This is a genomic window from Umezawaea tangerina, assembly GCF_003002815.1.
Lineage (GTDB): Bacteria > Actinomycetota > Actinomycetes > Mycobacteriales > Pseudonocardiaceae > Umezawaea > Umezawaea tangerina.
This window is the reverse complement of the sequence record NZ_PVTF01000003.1, coordinates 409,035-426,445: the sequence shown is the minus strand read 5'-3', so window position 1 is coordinate 426,445 and position 17,411 is coordinate 409,035. Positions and strand designations below refer to the sequence as shown.

Here is a 17,411-nt window from a genome sequence, read left to right as displayed (position 1 = left end):
GTCCCCATGCGCGGTTCTCGGTCGGTGGCCACCATTGTGCTCGCGCTCGGGCTGGCGGGAGCCGCCTCGGGCTGCGACGCCGTCAACGAGGCGACGAACGCGGCGAACTCGGTCGGCAACGCGGCGAACAAGGTCCAGCTCTGCATCGACGCGGTGAAGCTGATGGGTTTCACGCCGGACCTGAGCAACCCGCAGGCCGCCGTGGACGACGCCCACAAGAAGGCCGAGGAGATGACGAAGCTGGCCGAGCAGGCCGGTGACACGACGCTGAAGCAGGCGCTCACCGACGCGTCGACCCAGCTGAGCAGCGTCACCCTCAGCGACCTCGACCCGACGTCCGCGGCGACCTGGTTGCAGCAGAAGCTCGACAAGCTCAACGCCCTGAACTCCGCCTGCGCGAGCTGAAACCCACTCTTGGTGGCCTGTTGCGCTCCGCCCCGGCGTCCTACTCTGGTGGCATCGGAGGTGCGAATAACAATGCAGGCACTAGTAGGCGACAGGCTGCACGTTCACAGTCGTGTCGTGGGTGTCGAGGAGCGCTTGGGCGAAATCCTCGAGGTCCGCGGCCGTGAAGGTGCTCCCCCGTACCTGATTCGCTTCGTGGACGGGCATGAAGGCCTGGTGTACCCGGGTCCGGACTGCCTCGTCGAACCGCGTTCGGAGAGCTGAGCCTGTCGCCAAGGCTCCCCCGCCTTGGCGACAGCACCCGGCCCTCAGGCCAACGCGGCCTCGATCAACGCCTCGGCCAGCTGGGGAGTGGCGGCAGCGACGCCGGACCAGCGCCTCGTGAGGTCGTGGTCGAAGGTGAACGGCCTGCCGTGCAGGTCGACCAGAACTCCACCCGCGGCGGGCACGGTGACCAGCGCCGCGGCCAGGTCCATGATCCGGTGGGTGTCCGACCCCGGATCGATGAAGGCGTCGACGGAACCCTCAGCGACGAGGGCCGTCTCCAGGCACGTCGTGCACAGCACGCGGATCCGGTCGGCCCGGTTCGCGATGCGGTGCCACGCGTCCTCGGTGCCCCGCTTGGGCCGCATCAGGCACACCGAGGCGCCGTCCAGCGCCGTGCGACCCGTCGTCCGGTAGGGCGTCGGTTCGCCGGCGCGCGCCCACCACGAGCGGCCGGTGTCGAACCACACCGTCAGCGCCTCGGTCGGCGTGCCGTCGACGACCACCACACCCGCGAAGCACGACAGCGGCACGCCGAGCGCCGCGTTCGCCGACCCGTCCACCGGGTCGATCACCAGGGTCACGTCGGAGCCGTTGTCGACGAACCCCGCCTCCTCGGACAGGAGGTTGGCGTGGTGCCGCGCGGCCGCCTCCGCGATGGCGCCCTCCACGAGCGCGTCCACGCGCATGGTCGGCGTGCCGTCCGCGCCGTCGGCGACCTCCTCGCGCAGCTCCAGCCGTGGGTGCGCGAGCCGTGCCGCGCCGTAGGCCGCCGAGGCGGCACGGGCGGTGGCGGCGAGCGCGGGGTGCACGTCGGCGGGCAGTTCCGGTACCGGCACGGGCCAGGTGATGCGCAAGTGGCGTCTCCGTTCACGAGGACTGGACCCCACGCACGCTAGTGCGGCGACCCGAGCTCGGCGATGAGCCGCCGGTAGGTCTCGAAGGCGGCCTTGGGCGTGTAGTCGTCGTTCAGCAGGCCCAGCCGGTGCAGTGGTTCGGGGTGGCGGCTGTCGTCGTCGCGGAGCGCGAAGTACTCGTACGCGGTGATGTTGAGCGACTGCGCCGCGGCCGCGACGGTCCGGACGGCGGTGTCGAGCACCTCCGCCTGGCGGGCCTCCGAGCGGTCGGGGCCCGTGCCCCAGCCGTGCTCGGTGACCCGCATGGGCACGGACGCGGGGATGCCCGCCGCCGTGAGGCTCCGCTCGCGGAACGCCGTCAGCACCCCGGCGACGGTCTCGGCGAACCGCTCCTCGGGGATCGGGCTGAACACGCCGGGGAAGAAGTCGAGGCCGACGTAGTCCAGGGCGTCGACGAACCCCGGCCCGCCGCGGCGGCCGAGGTCGGTCCAGAACTCCTGCTCGGGGTCGAAGACCGCGGTGGAGTTGCAGCCGATCCGCACGTCCAGGCCGAGCGCGTCCGCCTCGCGCCGGGCGGCCACGACGCCCTCGACCAGCGCGCGGCGCACCGCGGGGAACTCGCCGTCGCCACCCGGACCGGCGTGGTTCGCCTCCTCGGTGACCTGGAGCGAGGCCAGCCGCGTGCCATGCCGCCGCAGCTGCGCCCTGAGGTGCTCCAGCCAGCCGGTGAGGTCGTCGCCCGGCTCCCGGAAGCACACCACGAGGTCGAGGCGGCGCAGGTCGGTCACGTGCAGCTCGGGCCGGGGCGGGGCCTGGACCAGGCCGGGTGAGGCGTCGCTGTAGTGCGAGTAGCAGCGGACGAGGAACGGGCGGTCGCCGTGCAGCCGGTCGAGGGCGGTCCGCGTCCGCTCCGCGTCCTCGGGAGGGGAACCGTCGTCCACGCCGATGCGACCGCCCGCGTAGATGCCGAAGGTGAGGGTCATGGCGGCGACCATAGGGTATTTTTGGGGTCACACCAAATTTGAGGTGGGTTAAGATTCCTGGCGTGGGACTCCGGGAAGAGAAGAAGGCCGCGACACGGGCGGCGCTCAGCGACATCGCGACGGGCCTGTTCGCCGAACGCGGCTTCGACGCCGTGACGGTGGCCGAGGTCGCCGCGGCGGCACGGGTGTCGGTCAACACCGTGTTCAACTACTTCCCCACCAAGGAGGACCTGTTCTTCGACCGGCAGGACGCCGTGGTCGACCGGCTGGCGGCGGCCGTGCGGGCCGGTGGAGTCGACGGAGTGCGCGAGGCGTTCCTGGCCGAGCTGCGGCGCGACGAGCCGACGCTCGCGCTGGCGGACGCGGCGACCGGGTTCTGGGCGGTGGTCGACGCGAGCCCCGCGCTCCAGGCCAGGCTGCGGCACATCGGCGAGCTCGCCGAGGAAGCCCTGGCGGAGGCGCTGGTCGACGACCCGATGCCGCGGGTCACGGCCGCCGTGCTGGCGGGCGTCGACCGGGCCCTGCACGACGAGATCCGCCGCCGGGTGCTCGCGGGCGAGACCCCGGCGGACATCCGCGCGGCCGTCGCCGACCTGGCCGAACGGGCCTACGACCGGGTGCTGGACGGGCTCCGGACGCGCTGAGGGGGGCGGCCGCACGGGCCGCCCCCCTCCGGGAAAGCGTGGATCAGATCAGACCGAGGGCCTTCACCGCGTCGCGCTCCTCGACGAGCTCGGCGACCGAGGCGTCGATGCGGGCGCGGGAGAAGTCGTCGATCTCCAGGCCCTGGACGATCTCGTAGCGGCCGCCCTTGGCGGTGACCGGGAACGAGGAGATCAGGCCCTCCGGCACGCCGTAGGAGCCGTCGGACACGACCGCGGCGGAGGTCCAGTCACCCTCGGGGGTGCCGTTGACCCACGTGTGCACGTGGTCGAGCGCAGCGTTGGCCGCCGACGCCGCCGAGGACAGGCCCCGCGCCTCGATGATCGCGGCACCGCGCTTGGCGACGGTCGGGATGAACGTCCCCTCCAGCCACTCCTGGTCGTTCACGGCCGCGGCGGCGGTGGTGCCGTTCACCTCGGCGTGGAACAGGTCCGGGTACTGGGTGGCGGAGTGGTTGCCCCAGATCGTCAGCTTCTTGATGTCGGTGACCGACACGTCGAGCTTCTTCGACAGCTGCGCGAGCGCCCGGTTGTGGTCGAGGCGGGTCATCGCGGTGAAGCGCTCCGCCGGGACGTCCGGGGCGTGCTGCTGCGCGATGAGGGCGTTCGTGTTGGCCGGGTTGCCGACCACCAGGACGCGGACGTCGTCGGCGGCACCGGCGTTGATGGCCTCGCCCTGCGGCTTGAAGATGCCGCCGTTCGCGGACAGCAGGTCGCCGCGCTCCATGCCCTTGCTGCGCGGGCGGGCACCGACGAGGAGGGCGACGTTGACGCCGTCGAACGCGGTCTTCGCGTCGTCGGTGATGTCGATGCCGGCCAGCAGCGGGAACGCGCAGTCGTCGAGCTCCATGGCGGTGCCCTCGGCGGCCTTCACGGCCTGCGGGATCTCCAGCAGGCGCAGGCGAACCGGGGTGTCCGCGCCCAGCAGGTGGCCGGAGGCGATGCGGAACAGCAGTGCGTAGCCGATCTGGCCGGCCGCACCGGTGACGGTGACGTTCACGGGCGTGCGGGTCATGAGCCTTCCCGAATGACGGTCCAGGGGGCGGAGTCCTCGGGTGGCACGACCACTAGGCAGGACAGACCTGTCAGCGGCGGTCTCTGCACCGGGACCGCGCACCGGGCGTTTTCGCCCGACTCGCGCAGGTTACCAACAGGCGGATGGCGACCGCCGGTGCGGTGAGCAGCCTCTCAGGTGGTTAGGTGGTCGGCGTGGGCGACGAGGTGATCTTCGGCGAGGACTACGCCGACGCGGTCCTGTTCCAGGAGAAGTGGGAACGGCGGTCGTTCGAGCGCTGCGACTTCAGCGAAGCGGACATGCGCGGACTGGTGACCAAGGGGTGCACGTTCACGAACTGCACCTTCGCGCGGACGGACCTCGGGGAGTCGCGGCACACGGCGACGGCGTTCCGGTCGTGCGTGTTCGACCGGGCGGTGCTGGCGGGGTCGACCTTCTCCTCGTGCAGCCTGCTGGGGTCTTCGTTCACGGCCTGCGTGATGAGGCCGATCGCCTTCCAGGAGACGGATCTCACGTTGGCGTCGCTGGCGGGGGTGAACCTGCGGAAGACGGATCTGCGGGGGCTGAGGATGCGGGAGGCGAACCTCAGCGACGCGGATTTGAGGGATGTGGATTTGCGGGGGACGGATCTGGTGGGGGCGCGGCTGTTGGGGGCGGATCTGGGTGGGGCGGATTTGAGGGGGGCGCGGGTGGACGCGAACGGGTGGGTGCAGGCGAAGGTGGCTGGGGCGAGGGTGGATCTGGCCATGGCGGTGGCTTTTGCGGCGGCGCATGGGTTGGTGGTTGAGGAGATGGGTGGGGAGTAGGGGGTGGGGGGAGGAGCGAAGCCCTGCCCCCGGCGCGCGATTGTTCCAATGATTGATCTTGGTTTGTCAAGACGATAGGGCTGTCTTGACAAACCAAGATCAATCAGGAGGGCGCTGTTTATCGGGGGCGGGAGGGGATCTGGCTTCGCCAGCATCAGGCTTCGCCTGACTCAGGCATCGGACTTCGTCCGACAAGGCCCCAGGCGCTCCGCGCCGGATGCGTGCTGGCGGGCTTCGCCCAACGACGGATCCTCGGCTGCGCCGTCGGACAGGGAAGGCATCCTCGCTGCGCGTTGGACTTGGTGGGCGGGCGCTTTGTGTTGCGTGGCAACGCCCCCGTACCCGGAGTGGGTGCGGGGGCGTTGGTGTTGGTGTGGGTGTTAGTGGTTTTGGGCTTCCTGGTGGGAGACCTCGATCAGGGCGCCGTCGGCGACCATGTCCTCGATGGAGTTGGGGAGGAGGTAGGCGGTGCCGCCGCCTGGTTGTTCGAACCACGGGACTGCTACGCCGGTGAGGACTTCTACGGTGCGGCGTAGGCGGTAGACGCGGTAGGGGCGGTTGATCCAGGAAGGGACCAGGGAGCGTTCTTCGAAGGGGGTGCCCGCGGCGTAGACGAGGTTGCCCGCGGGTTCGCCGAAGCGGTCCACCTCGAAGCCGGCGGGGAGTTCGATCATCTTCTTGTGGCGGAAGAGGGTGAGCGGGGGTTCGCCGTTCATGGGCTTGATCGGCCAGCCGCGTTTTCCGCCTGCCTCGGCCTCGCTGCGCTGGGCCTCGGTGCGTTGAGGGGATTCGGCGCGGACAGGCTGGGTGGTGAGGGGTTCGGGGCGTGGGGGGTCGATCCTGGGGAGGGGTTCGGGGCGGGGTTGTTCGACGCGCGGGAGGGGCTCGGGGCGTGGGGGGTCCACGCGTGGGAGCGGTTCGGGGCGTGGGGGTTCCGGGCGGGGTAGCGGGGCTACCTGAACGGCCTCCGGAGGCCGTTGGGGCATGGCGGGGCGGCGGTCGTCGCGGAAGCCGTTGGTGCCCGGCGGCGGGCCCTGCGGAGGGCGCATGTGGGGCATGGGCTGCTGGGGTGGCGGTGGCTGCCTGCGCGGGGCTCGGCGGCCGGTGAGGACGAGCTTGCCGATCATGTAGGCGGCGGCGTCCTCGAGCCGGTCGAAGTGCGACGGGTTCTTCGGGCCGTGGTCGTGCCAGGCGACGACCCAGCTGTTGCCCTCGGTGCGCAAGCCCCAGGTGCGGTCGGCGGGTTCGCCGATGCGGTAGGCGGCGGGCGGCACGTCGAGGTCGTCGAGCGCGCGGCGGACACCGGACAGCTCGCGCTCCTCCTCGGGCGTGACCTGCCTCGGCACCTCGGGCTCGACCGGAACCGGTTCGGCGACCGGTTCGATGTCGAACTGGGTTTGCTGGTCCACCTCGAAGCGGGTGGTGACGTCCGCATGCCTCGGGTCGGCCTCGACCCCGAACTTCGGCACGACGTCGACGAGATCCGCCTCGACGAGCGCTGGTTGTTCCACGACCGGTTCTTCGACCGGGAGCGGCTCCGGTTTCGGCTCCACCGGCAATGCGTCGTCGAGCGGTTCGTTCGTTGAGCCGAACGGACTCCAAGCGGCCGTTTCCTGCTCGACCCCGGCGCTCTCGTACCGGTTGGGCGCGAACAGGTCCATGCCGTCGACGTAGGAGTCGCGGCGGTACCGGTCGTCGCGCTGCGGCGTCGGTTCGTCGAAGTCGAACTGCACGCGGTAGGGCGGGCCGTCCTGGGCGGCGTCGAACTGCCGCTGGTCGAACTCCGGCGCCTCCTCGGGCTCGACGGCCGCGGGACGCAGGTCGACGAGGTCGACCAGGGTCGCGGTGTCCTCCACGTTCGAGGTGTCGGGCTCGTCGACCGGCATGGGCTCCGGCCTCGGCTCGACCAGCTGGTCCTCCGGCTTCAACGCCGGGTCGGGCTCGTGGTCGCCGGTCGGCTCCTCGACCGCCTCCGGCTCGGCACGGAAAGACGTCTCCGGCTCGGCACGGAAGGTCGCCTCCGGCTCCGTGCGGAAGGTCGCCTCCGGCTCAGCACGGAAAGTCGCCTCCGGCTCGGCGCGGAAGCCGGTGTGCTCCGGGTCGTGCCGGAACACCGGCTGGGCGTCGAAGTCGTCGGCGGGCTGGAACTCGGGGCCGGGGTCGGCGCGCAGCAGCTCCGGCTCGGCGTCCTCGACCGGCTCGGGTTCGGGCTCCGGGTCGGTGTGCACGGCCTGGAAGTCCGGCTCCGCGTCGAAGTCCGGCTTCGGCTGGAACACCGTCGGCGGCTGCTCGCGGAAGTCGTGCTCCGGCTCGGACCTGGTCTCGGGCTCCGCCGCCTTCTCCGGGAAGAAGTCCGCGGCGGGCTTGAACCCGGCGTCGGTCTTGGCCGCGGCCTCGGCGTAGAAGTCCGACGCGGACTGCTCCGACGCGGACGAGGAAGACCCGGACGACGAGCCCGTCTCCGGGAAGAAGGGCTCCTCGGTCCGGAACGACGACTCCGGGCGCGCGCCCGAGTCGTTGTAGAAGTCCGACGCCGACTCGGCCGACGGGCGGAAGTCCGCGGCGGGCTGGAAGACGGACTCGGACTTGCCAGCGGACTCCGGGTAGAAGTCGGCGGTGGACTGCGCCGAGGACGCGCCCGGCTCCGGGAAGAAGTCGTCGTCGGTCCGGAAGGAGGACGGCTCCGGCTCGGCGGCCGGTGCGGCCTCGGGCTCGGTGTGCGCCTCGGGCTCCGGGTCGCCCTCGAGCACGGGCAGCGGCGCGGCGAGCGTCGCGTCCGCGTCGTAGCGGGCCTCGGGGGCGCGGGTGTCCAGGAACGTCGTCGCTTCCGGCACCTGCGGTTCGGGCGCCGGGGGCGGGGTGGCCACCGCGGGCTTCGGCAGCGCCGTGCCGCGCGGAGCCGTGGGGGCGCCGAGGTTCGCCGCGGCGCCGACCCGCGCGTCCTCCGGGACCTCCGGCGGGTGGAACTCGGCCGCACGGGCCCGTTCCACCAGCTCGGACTCCGGCGGGATGCCGTAGGCGCGCAGGTAGTAGCCGACCGCGGCGGGCCAGATCCAGTGGCCGTCGGTCTGGAAGGCGATCGGGACGACCGCGGGAGCGTCCGGGTCGAGCACGTCGGCGTCGAAGCCGCCGCGGCCCACCACGGCGACCGGCGCTCCGTCGAGGTAGCCCAGCAGCAGGTCGCGCTCGTGGTCGGACACCGGCGGGCGGTTGACCGACGGGCGGCCGTCCGGCCCGGCGCCGTCGAACACGCGGGCGGTCCGGAAGCCGCGGGGCGGTGCCGGGACCACGGGTGCCGCGGGCGCCTGCCCGGACGGCAGCCACTTGCGCAGCCAGTCCGGGATGTTCTCGTCGGCGCGCGGGAAGAACCGCATCTCGTCGACGTAGGCCTGCGGTGGCGGCGGTGTCTGCCACTTGGGCTCGGTCCGGTCGAAGTCCAGGTTGTAGCTGGCCGGGTGGTCGAGCTGGTAGCGGGCGTTCGACCAGCTGCCGCGGCCTTCGCGGTGCATGCCGGCGCGCAGGCGCGCGAACAGCGCGGGCACCTCCTGCGGAGGCGCCCACCCCTGCGCGCTCCCGTCGGCCATCCGCACCTCGGCGGACAGCTCGAAGTAGCGACCGGTCGCGCGGTAGTCGGCGACGACGTGCTGCCAGCCCTCCGGGGCGGCGCGCATCAGGGTCAGCCCGATCTGCTTGACCAGAGCGTCCTGCTCTGTCGGGTTCAACGGCTTCGGCTCGGACACACCAACATCTTCCCCCGCGACTCCGCGTACCGGAACGACCCCCTGCTGGGCCGATCAGAGCACCACACCGGGCCCGACCATAACCCGATCGGAGCGCGCGGGAAAACCGAACTACACCTGGGGCGCCGGCGGGGTCGTCGTCGCCTCGGCCACCTCGACGAGGCTGCCGTCCGCCAGGAGGTCGCGCACCGACGTGACCAGGAAGTACCCGGTTCCGCCGCCCGGCTGGCCGAACCACGGGACCGCGATCCCGCCGATCGCCGGGATCGGCCGCTGCACGCGGTAGACGTGGTAGCGGCGGTTGAGCCAGTCCGGCGGGAGCGAGCGGTTGCCGAACATGGTCCTGGCCGCGAAGGCGAGGTTGCCGTTCTCGTCGCCGAACCGGTCGACCTCCGCACCCGGCGGCAGCACGACCGGCACCCGGTCGCGCAGCAGCGACAACGGCGGCTCGTCGGGCATCGGCTGGATGTCGGCCACCGGCACGGGCTGCACCGGCGTCGTGGCTGGTGCGGCCGCGGGTGCCTGCGCGGCGGGCTGGGCCCGTGCCGCGTCGCGCTCCGGCGACCAGAGCAGGGTGCCGAGCAGCGTCTTGGCCGCGGCGGCCGCGTTGGGGAACACCGACGGCCTGCCCGTCGGGCCCCGGTTCTCGTCCCAGAACTGGATCTGCCACCCGCTCTCGGTGCCCGGCGCGGGCTCGATCACGAGGGCGTCCACCTTCGGCTCGACGATCCCGTACTCCGCGGGCGAGACGCCGAAGTGCTCCAGGCGGGCCCGGAGCTGCTCCAGCGACGTCCGGTCGTGGTCGGCGATCTCACGGGGCCGGTACTCCGGCAGCGGCAGCGACTCGGCGGCACCGGTGGCGACCCGCGTGGCGGCCTGCTGGGCCTCCGCGTCGACCGCGGGCACGGCGTAGCCGTTGTCGTGGATGTGCTGCACGAGCTGCGGCACCGGGTTCACGTGGTGCTTGCGGAAGTAGTGCGCCACGGCGCCCGACCACACCCACACGCCGTCGGTGTGGAACGTCAGCGGCACGTCCGGCTCGGCCCCCGGCTGGAGCAGGTCCTCGCCGAACCCTCGGGCGGCCAGCACGACCGGCGCGCCCTCCAGGTACTTCAGCACGTCCTCGCGGTCCTGCGGGTGCACGGCGGGGCGCGGGGCGATGGGCCTGCCCTGCTCGTCGCTGCCGTCGAACACCGGGGCCTCGTACAGGCCGTGGTCCGCCGTCCGGCCCGCCGACCGCACCCAGTCCGGGATCTCGGCCTCGGCGCGCGGGAACCGCTCCAGCTCCTCCTGGAAGTACTTCTCCGCGGGCCGGTGCGTCCACCGGGGCTCCTCGGTCCGGTTGTACTCGACCGAGTACACGTTCGGGTGCGCGAGGTGGAAGCGCGCCGAGAACCAGGTGCCCATCCCCTCGCGGTACATGCCCGCGCGCAGCTCCAGGAAGAACGGCAGCGCCTCGTCCGGCAGCTTCCACTCGACCGACTGGCCGTAGATGTTGAGCACCGAGACCGGGGCCTCGACCGTGCTGCCGAGCGCCCGGAAGTCCAGGAACAGCTGGCTCCAGTCGCCGGGCAGGCGGTGGATGAGCAGGGTGGTGACCGACCCGAGCAACGCGTTCTGGTCCTCGGGCGTCAGCCGTGGCTGCGTGGTCGTCATGCCTTCTGCTCCTCGTCGCCTGCTTCGTCGAGCCGCGCGCGCAGCCAGTCCGGGATGAACGCGTCGTCGCGGGGGAAGACCTCCAGGTCGCGCGCCCAGAACTCGGCCGGGATCGGCGGCTCCCACAGCGGGTCGTGGTCCATGTTGTAGGAGATGTCCAGCCGACCGGGCGCGTCCAGCGTGAGGCGCGCGGCGAACCACGTGCCCCGGCCCGCGACGTACCCCAGCTGCCGCAGCTCGGCGAACAGCTTGGTGATCCCCTCCCACGGGACCACCTCCGCGGTCCCGCCGTCCTCCAGGTACACGGCCAGCTCGAAGTCGTGCACCTTGACGTTGAGCTTCACCAGCAGGTCGATCCGACGCCACCCCTCGGGTGCCACCTCGAGCAGCATGGCGCCGATCCGCTGCATCAGCTCTTCCCCGCGGTCGTCCGGCTCAGAAGTCGGACGGCCAGAGGGCTGCGTTGTGGTCATTCGGATAGCTCCTGACATGGATCTTGAAGCGACCGTCCGGCAGTGTCTCGCGCCACCGGGTCTGGTAAGTGTGCGGGTGGTCCTGTCCGGGTTCGCGCAGCGCGAAGGTGTCCACCAGCTCGATCGTGCCGCCGGAGTTCGCCACCAGCTCGGCGCGGTCCCGCTCCATTTGATACCAGGTCTCCTCGCGCACGAACGCGGGCCGCTCGCGGCCACCCATGTTCTGGTCGCGCTGCTGGCTGGAGACGTTGGCCAGCTCACCGGGACCACCGGACTCCTTGCCCTGGTGGTGGCCGCCGTCGGCGATGTTCCGGTTGTCCGGCAGCTTGCCCGCGAGCGCGCCCGCGTCGGTCTGCGCCTGGGTGTCGCGGCGCAGCTCCGTACCGCCGCCGTACTCCGGGACACCGGTCGTCGCGATCGTGTTGGCCCGGTCGTCGGTCAGGAACTTCCAGCGGCCGCTGTCCACGTCGTACACGGTCACCGGGCGCGGGTTGTTCAGCTCGGCGCTGAACGGCAGCGGGGTGTGCACGTGCGAGACCGCGCCGTCGTCACCGCTCTGGAACGTGCTGTACGGGCCGCGCTCGTCGGTGAGCACGAACCGGGTGCCCGGCGGCAGGTCGCGGGTGACGAACGGGTCGTTCTGGGCGAACGGCCGTTCGACGGCCGCGCGCTGCTCCGGGGTCCACCCGGAGGTGTCGCCCTCGACCCGCACGACCTTGACCTTGTTGCCCTCGGCGTCCACGACGGTGGTCTGGGTGAGCCGGACCTCGCCGTTGGCGGGCGCGGGCCAGTCGGGCGTCTTCGCCGCGTCCGTGCCGTAGTACCCGTCGGTGGTGATGTCCGCGCCCTCCGGCGCGCGCGCCAGCTCGCTGTTGGTGCGACCGCGCTGGCCGGACTCGGTCTCGACGTGGTTGAGGCCCGTGTCGTCGACGAACACCCGGCCGCGCACCCGGTCGCCGTCCATCACGACGTACTCGGTGTCCGAGGCCAGCGGCTGCCCGTCGTGCTCGGTGAGCGGCCGGTTCTGCGGCAGGTCCGTGACCTCGACCTGGTGCTGCGCCACCGGCCGCTCGTAGGTCACACCCGGCTCGGGACGGCCCTGCGCGTCGGTGGAGAACTCCTGGAACAGCGGGCCGCGGTCGACGTTGTAGTTCGCGCCGGGGACCGGGCTGACCAGCTCGGGGTTCGGGGCGTCGCCCAGCCGCTCGGGCGTGGCGACCCACTGCGGCCTGCCGTTCCCGTCGGTCTGCACGGTGCCGCGGTGGTTGCCCTCGGTGTCGGTCACGTCGAACCGGGTGTTCGGGGGCAGGTCGGTGCGCGCGGTGAACGCCTCGCCCGGCCTCGGCGCCAACGGGTCGCCGCGGCCGATCGTGCGCTCGCCGTTGGCGGGCGCGGGCGGCTCGGTGATCGTGACGGGCCGGTCGACCTCGACCGTCTGGCCGCCGATGCGGACCCGGTCCGTCTGCTGGAGCGGCGTGCCGTCCTCGCCGGCGACGAAGACGTCGTTGTGGTTGCCGACCTGCACGCGGTAGTTCGCGTCCGGGTGCGGGTGGGCGATCTCCGGGTTCACGCCGTCGCGGGTGTTCGGCGCGATGGCGTCCACGCTGACGGCGCCCTCGGCGTCGACGTGCACGGTCGAGCGGAGCTGGCCGTTCTCGTCGAGGACGCGGATGCTCGTGTCCAGCGGCAGCTCGCGGCCGTCGAACAGCGACTGGCCCTCGCGCATCCGCACGGTCTGCTCGTAGGACGTGGTCGGCTCGGTCCACGGGGTCTGGACCTGCGGCTGGGTCGACCGGTCGGTGTCGCCGCGGTGCGCCGAGTCGATCGTGTCGGCCAGGTCGCCGGTGGGCGTGTGGCCGGGCGGCAGGCCGTTCTCGCCGACCGGCGTGCTCGTGCCGTCCGGCTCGAACGCGTGCCAGCCGCCGTCCGGTGGGATCCGGGGGTGGCCGGAGGCGTCCGGCGCGCTGGAGTAGACGTTGCCGTTGCCGTCGGACCAGGCCAGGCTGTCCGGCGCGATCACCTGCTGACCGGTTTCGCGGGCCACGTGCGCGGCCAGGCTGTTCTCGCCACCCGCCCCCGCGTCGCAGCCGACGAACATGATCGGCCTGCCCGCGAGGTCCGGGTGGTTGTTGATCAGCTCGACCAGCTCGGCGCGGGTGTAGTGCGTGTCGCCGATCCGGACGCCGTCACCGGCGGTGTGCACGTCCAGCACGGCGTGGTCGCCGCTGGCGGGGATGCGCGAGGACAGCTCCTGCAACCGCGGGTCGCTGTGCAGCGCGACACCCGCGGGGGTGGGCTGGCTGCCCCGGATCGCCTGGTCGACGCGCGGGGACACGTCGCCGAGCGGGACCGGACCGCCCGCGACCGGCGGGGTGGTGTCGTGGGTCGCCGTCGGGTCGGAGCCGGTGGTCGGGTCCGTGGTCGGGTCGTGCGGTGCGGCCGGGTCGGTGGCCGTCGGGTCGTGCGTTGCTGTCGGGTCGGTGGACGTGGTCGGGTCGTGGGCCGGGGTGTGGTCGGCGAACGCGCCGGACTGGGCGTCCGCGACGGTCGCCGTGCCGGGCTTGAGGACCGTGCCGTCGGCGGCGTGGGTGCCGAAGTCCGGCGGCAGGACCCGGCCGTCCGGCGGCGGGGCGGGCACCTCGTGCAGCACGCCGTTGTCGCGCAGGCTGTCCAGGTTCACCCGGCCGCTGGCGTCGGCCAGGCTCGGGTCGAACACCGGCTGGAGCTGGCGCGCGCCGCCGGGCTGGTCGAACGCGGGGGCCACGGTGGCCAGCTCGACCATCATCGGCTTGTCGAGCACGTAGACGTGGTAGCCCTTGCCCATGCTGTCCGGCAGGATCGCGCGCTCGCCGTAGCCGTAGGGCTGACCGTCCGGCCGCAACGGCGACAGGAAGTCGCCCTGCGGGCTGCCGAACCGGTCGAGGACCGTGCCCGCGGGCAGCTCCACGACCACGCGCGCGCCCACCGCGCCCTGGTTCGGCGGCCAGTCGACCGGACCGTTGACCGTGCCGTCGGTGGTGTGGTGCCGCATGAACTCGTCGAACGACCCGTGCGGGCCGTAGGGCTGGTAGGTCGGCTCCACGATCGACGCGACCCGCTGGTCGTACGTGCCGACCTCGCGGTCGCCGGGCCCGGTGCTCTCGTGCACCGGGATGTACGGGCCGTCCTCGGAGAAGCCGGGGACGACACCCGCCGGGTTGCCCCAGCCGTTCTTGTGCGGGTCGACGGCCGGGTCCGCGGTGGGGCCCGCCGGGGTCGGGTCGGGGTCCGCGCCCCGGCTCGCGGGCGGCATCTCCTGGGGCCACTGGTGGCTGGAGACCGGCGAGCTGCCGTCGGGGTTCGGGGTGTGCGGCGGGGTGGCGTCCGGGGTCGGGTGCTGCGGTGCCGCGTCGGCGCGGGGCTGGGGTGCCTCGTGCGACGGGGTGCGGGCGTCGGGCGCGCCGGGAGTCCTGCCGTCCGGCGTGCCGGGGGTACGGCCGTCGGGGCTGCCGGGGGTGCGGCCGTCCGGTGAGCCAGGGGTCCTGCCGTCGGGGCTGCCCGGAGTGCGGCCGTCGGGAGAACCCGGCGTCCGGCTGTCCGGGGAGCCGGGGGTGCGGCCGTCGGGAGATCCGGGGGTGCGGGCGTCCGGGATGCCGGAGGGGCGGGGTTCCGGGGTGCGGCCGGGGCTGGTCTCCGAGGGGCGCGCGGGGGCGTCCGACGGGGTGTTGCGGGCCATCGGGGCCTGGTCGGGGCGGGTGTGCGCCGGGCTCGCCGGGCCTGCCTGCTGGGGTGCCGCGTGCTGCGGGGCGGCACCGCCGGGCTGGGGGCCGAAACCGGGCTGCTGGGGGCCGAAGCCGCCGGGCTGCGCCGACGGCGTGGCGCGGGGCTCCGGGGTGGTGTGCGTCGGGACCGCGTCGTGGAACGCGGGCGGCGCGGACGTCGCCGAGCTCGCGCCGACGGTGTCGGCGCTGTGCGCGGGCCGGGTCGTGGACTGGGCGGGGGTCGGCTCGAACAGGCCACCGGACATCGCCGGACCACGTCCACCCGCCGGACCACCGGCCTGCGGTGCCCCGCCCTGCGGCGCGCCACCGGCGGGCGGCGGCATGAACCCGCCTGCGGGCTGACCGGCGGGCTGGCCCGACGGCGACTGGGACGGCGCGTGCTCGGCCGGGTGACCGGCCGCCGGACCACCGGTGGGAGCGGCGTGGACACCACTGGGCGCCGAACCACCCGGCGCGGGGGCGAAGCTCGGGGTGGGAGCCCCACCCACCAGGTGCGAAGCAGCGGGCGCGTGGCTCTCGGAAGCCGGACCACCGGGCGTGCTGTGAGTGCCGCCAGGCGTCGAGCCGGGAGTGCTGTGAGCACCACCAGGAGTCGAACCAGGCGTGCTGTGAGTGCCACCAGGAGTCGAACCCGGCGAGCCGGACCCACCAGGAGTCGAACCAGGCGTGCTGTGGGTGCCACCGGGAGTGGAGCCCGGAGTGCTGTGCGAACCGCCGGGCGTGGAGCCCGGCGAGCTGAACCCACCGGGAGTCGTGCTCGGACCGCCCGCCGACGAGTGCGCGCCACCCGGCGTCGAGCCGGGGGTGCTGTGCGAACCGCCGGACCCACCGGGAGTCGAACCGGGAGTGCTGTGGGCACCACCCGGCGTCGAGCCGAACCCACCGGGGGTGGCAGCCGGGCCGCCGGGAGTGGAACCGGCGGCGTGGGCGCCGGGAGCGCTCGAACCGCCGGGCGCCGAACCGCCGGGGGTGGAGCCCGCGTGGGCGCCCGCGGGCACACCGCCCGCGACCGGGGAGCCGCCCGGCGCGTGCGCACCGGCCGGACCACCGGAGACCGGTGCCCCGCCAGGGGTCTGGCTGTGTGCGCCTGCCGGAGCTGAGCCGGCAGGAGCGCTGTGCGAACCCGCCGGAGCGGAACCGCCGGGAGTCGAGCCGCCAGGAGCGCTGTGCGCGCCACCGGGCACCGAACCACCGGGAGCCGAACCCGCCGGGGTCGAACCGCTGGGAGCGCTGTGCGAGCCGCTGCCGTTGGTCCCACCCGGAGCAGACCCACCCGGAGTGCTGCCACCGGGCGTGGAGCCGGGGGTGCTGCCGCCCGGAGTGCTGTGCGTGCCGGGTGTCGGGCCACCGGTGGCGCTGGGTGAGCTGCCGCCGGAAGTGCTGCTGCCGGAAGTGCTGTGGGCGGGGCTGGAGCCGGAGGTGCTGTGCGAGCCGCCGCTGGGTGCGCTGGACGAGCCGCCCGCCGGGGCGGTCGGGGCGCCGAGCCTGCTGGTGACGGTGGACGGGGTCGAGCCGCCCGCGGACGAGGACGGGGAGCCGCCGCCGCTGGGTGCCGAGCCACCGGAGAAACCGGTGGGCGCCATCGTGGGGGCCGGGCCGCCCGCGGGGGCGCGGTCGGGGCTCGCGCCGCTGGTGGAGGGCACGTGCGGGGTCGGGGCGGGAGGTGCCGCGACCGCCGCGGCGTTCGTGGTGTCGGTGTGCGGACGGGTCGGCGTCGGGGCGTCGGGCGAGCCGCCGGTCGACGGGGACACCGAGGGCGACGTGGGCGCCGGACCACTGCCGGGCCCACTGCCGGGACCAGCACCGGGACCACTGCCAGGAGCGCTGCCCGGACCAGTGCCGGGACCGGCGCCGTTGCCGTTGGGACCGAGGTCCGGCGGGCCGCCGCCGTTGTTGGGGCCGAGGTCGGGCGGGCCGCCGCCGGGACCGCCGGGGGTCACGTGCGGCGCCTCGACGGTGAAGCCCTCCTTGGCTCCGCCGATGCCGCCGGACACCGCGCCGGACGTCGCGCCGAGCAGCACGTCCTTGGCGCTGATGTCCTGGCCCATCGCCACGGACGTGCCGACGGAGCTGACCGCGCCCTCGACCGCGCCGCGGGTGGCGCCGACGGCGACCTGGCCCGCCATGCCGCCACCGGTGAACTTCACGCCGCCGGACAGACCGCCGACGAGCCCGGACACGGCGCCGCTGACGGCCGCCTGGCCGGTCTTGCCCCAGTCCCAGTCCTTGCGCTCGCCGCTGAGCATCTGGATGCCCTGGATGGCCGCGTCGATGCCCACCGAGATCGCGACCTCCTTGAGGATCGCGATGATCAGCTGGCGGAACGTGAACTGGACGATGAGCCGGGTGGCCTGCTGGGCGATCGGGATGCCCGCCGACGCCGTGCCGAACGTGGCGAACGCGGCGGCGATCAGCGCGGCGATCTCGATGGCCAGCGCGATCAGCGAGGCGATGATCGACAGCTTGGTGTACTCGACCTCGAGCGCGGTGCCGTCGCAGCTCTCCGCGAGCTGCTCGCAGATCTTCTTGAGCTTGGGCAGGTAGGACTCGTCGCCGTCGGAGAACTTCTTCCAGTACTCCTTGAACGCCTCCGCGGAGGCGCCGACCTGGCTGCCGACGACGGTGCTCGCCGCGCCGTTGCCCTGGTCGATGACGCCCTGCACGCCCTCGGCCGCCGCTCGGTACGCGTCGGCCATCCGGCGCAGGGCGGTCTCGTCGCCCTCCGGCCAGCTCTGCCCGACCACGATCGGGAAGAGCCAGGTGACCTCGCTCGGGATTTCGATGCCCAC

General features: G+C 73.3%; 11 protein-coding genes. 4 read left to right on the top strand and 7 right to left on the bottom strand.

The annotated features are described in order from the left end of the window. Window positions 1-6: 6 nt before the first annotated feature. Window positions 7-405 (top strand): bacteriophage spanin2 family protein, encoded by a 399-nt coding sequence (locus tag CLV43_RS12360; RefSeq protein ID WP_106187234.1) that lies wholly within the window; start codon window positions 7-9, stop codon window positions 403-405. A 72-nt stretch (window positions 406-477) separates the two neighbouring features. Beyond that, entirely contained in the window at window positions 478-669 is a 192-nt protein-coding gene (locus CLV43_RS12355; protein ID WP_106187233.1) for a DUF1918 domain-containing protein, read from the top strand. 44 nt (window positions 670-713) lie between these two features. On the opposite strand, the gene CLV43_RS12350 is transcribed toward CLV43_RS12355, so the two are convergent. Both CLV43_RS12350 and CLV43_RS49215 read right to left on the bottom strand, forming a co-directional pair. Next, complete coding sequence (locus CLV43_RS12350) at window positions 714-1,526, bottom strand: inositol monophosphatase family protein (protein WP_245886345.1); 813 nt, start codon at window positions 1,524-1,526, stop codon at window positions 714-716. Window positions 1,527-1,564: 38 nt separating this feature from the next. Then, window positions 1,565-2,509, bottom strand: coding sequence for a hypothetical protein (locus tag CLV43_RS49215; RefSeq protein ID WP_106187563.1), 945 nt, complete (start codon window positions 2,507-2,509; stop codon window positions 1,565-1,567). Window positions 2,510-2,571: 62 nt separating this feature from the next. Between CLV43_RS49215 and CLV43_RS12340 the strand changes: the two genes are divergently transcribed. Then, window positions 2,572-3,153, top strand: coding sequence for a TetR family transcriptional regulator (locus CLV43_RS12340; protein ID WP_211304335.1), 582 nt, complete (start codon window positions 2,572-2,574; stop codon window positions 3,151-3,153). Window positions 3,154-3,196: 43 nt separating this feature from the next. Here CLV43_RS12340 and CLV43_RS12335 read toward each other — a convergent pair whose 3' ends face one another. Then, window positions 3,197-4,186, bottom strand: coding sequence for a malate dehydrogenase (locus CLV43_RS12335; RefSeq protein WP_106187232.1), 990 nt, complete (start codon window positions 4,184-4,186; stop codon window positions 3,197-3,199). Window positions 4,187-4,380: 194 nt separating this feature from the next. On the opposite strand from CLV43_RS12335, the gene CLV43_RS12330 reads away from it, so the two are divergent. After that, complete coding sequence (locus CLV43_RS12330) at window positions 4,381-4,992, top strand: pentapeptide repeat-containing protein (RefSeq protein WP_245886342.1); 612 nt, start codon at window positions 4,381-4,383, stop codon at window positions 4,990-4,992. Between the two features lie 380 nt (window positions 4,993-5,372). Here CLV43_RS12330 and CLV43_RS50025 read toward each other — a convergent pair whose 3' ends face one another. The 4 genes from CLV43_RS50025 to CLV43_RS12310 form a co-directional block, all read right to left on the bottom strand. Further along, window positions 5,373-8,732 carry a TNT domain-containing protein gene (locus CLV43_RS50025; RefSeq protein WP_106187231.1) on the bottom strand — a complete coding sequence of 1,120 codons (3,360 nt, stop codon included), beginning with the start codon at window positions 8,730-8,732 and terminating at the stop codon, window positions 5,373-5,375. A gap of 111 nt (window positions 8,733-8,843) precedes the next feature. After that, window positions 8,844-10,388, bottom strand: a complete 1,545-nt coding sequence (locus CLV43_RS12320) for a TNT domain-containing protein (protein WP_106187230.1) — start codon at window positions 10,386-10,388, stop codon at window positions 8,844-8,846. Then, a complete protein-coding gene (locus tag CLV43_RS12315; protein WP_106187229.1) occupies window positions 10,385-10,861 on the bottom strand; it encodes a hypothetical protein in 477 nt (158 codons plus the stop codon). Before CLV43_RS12315 ends, CLV43_RS12320 begins: the two co-directional genes overlap by 4 nt. Continuing rightward, the gene (locus tag CLV43_RS12310; RefSeq protein ID WP_170155814.1) at window positions 10,824-17,411 is read right to left on the bottom strand and encodes a WXG100-like domain-containing protein; all 6,588 of its coding nucleotides are present in this window, start codon (window positions 17,409-17,411) and stop codon (window positions 10,824-10,826) included. The genes CLV43_RS12315 and CLV43_RS12310 overlap by 38 nt, the downstream gene beginning before the upstream one ends.

Bases quoted from the DNA above. Each gene is read 5' to 3' on its own strand.
- CLV43_RS12355 (WP_106187233.1), top strand. From the start codon at position 478: ATGCAGGCACTAGTAGGCGACAGGCTGCACGTTCACAGTCGTGTCGTG.
- CLV43_RS49215 (WP_106187563.1), bottom strand. From the start codon at position 2,509: ATGACCCTCACCTTCGGCATCTACGCGGGCGGTCGCATCGGCGTGGAC.
- CLV43_RS12320 (WP_106187230.1), bottom strand. From the start codon at position 10,388: ATGACGACCACGCAGCCACGGCTGACGCCCGAGGACCAGAACGCGTTG.
- CLV43_RS12335 (WP_106187232.1), bottom strand. From the start codon at position 4,186: ATGACCCGCACGCCCGTGAACGTCACCGTCACCGGTGCGGCCGGCCAG.
- CLV43_RS12315 (WP_106187229.1), bottom strand. From the start codon at position 10,861: ATGACCACAACGCAGCCCTCTGGCCGTCCGACTTCTGAGCCGGACGAC.
- CLV43_RS12360 (WP_106187234.1), top strand. From the start codon at position 7: ATGCGCGGTTCTCGGTCGGTGGCCACCATTGTGCTCGCGCTCGGGCTG.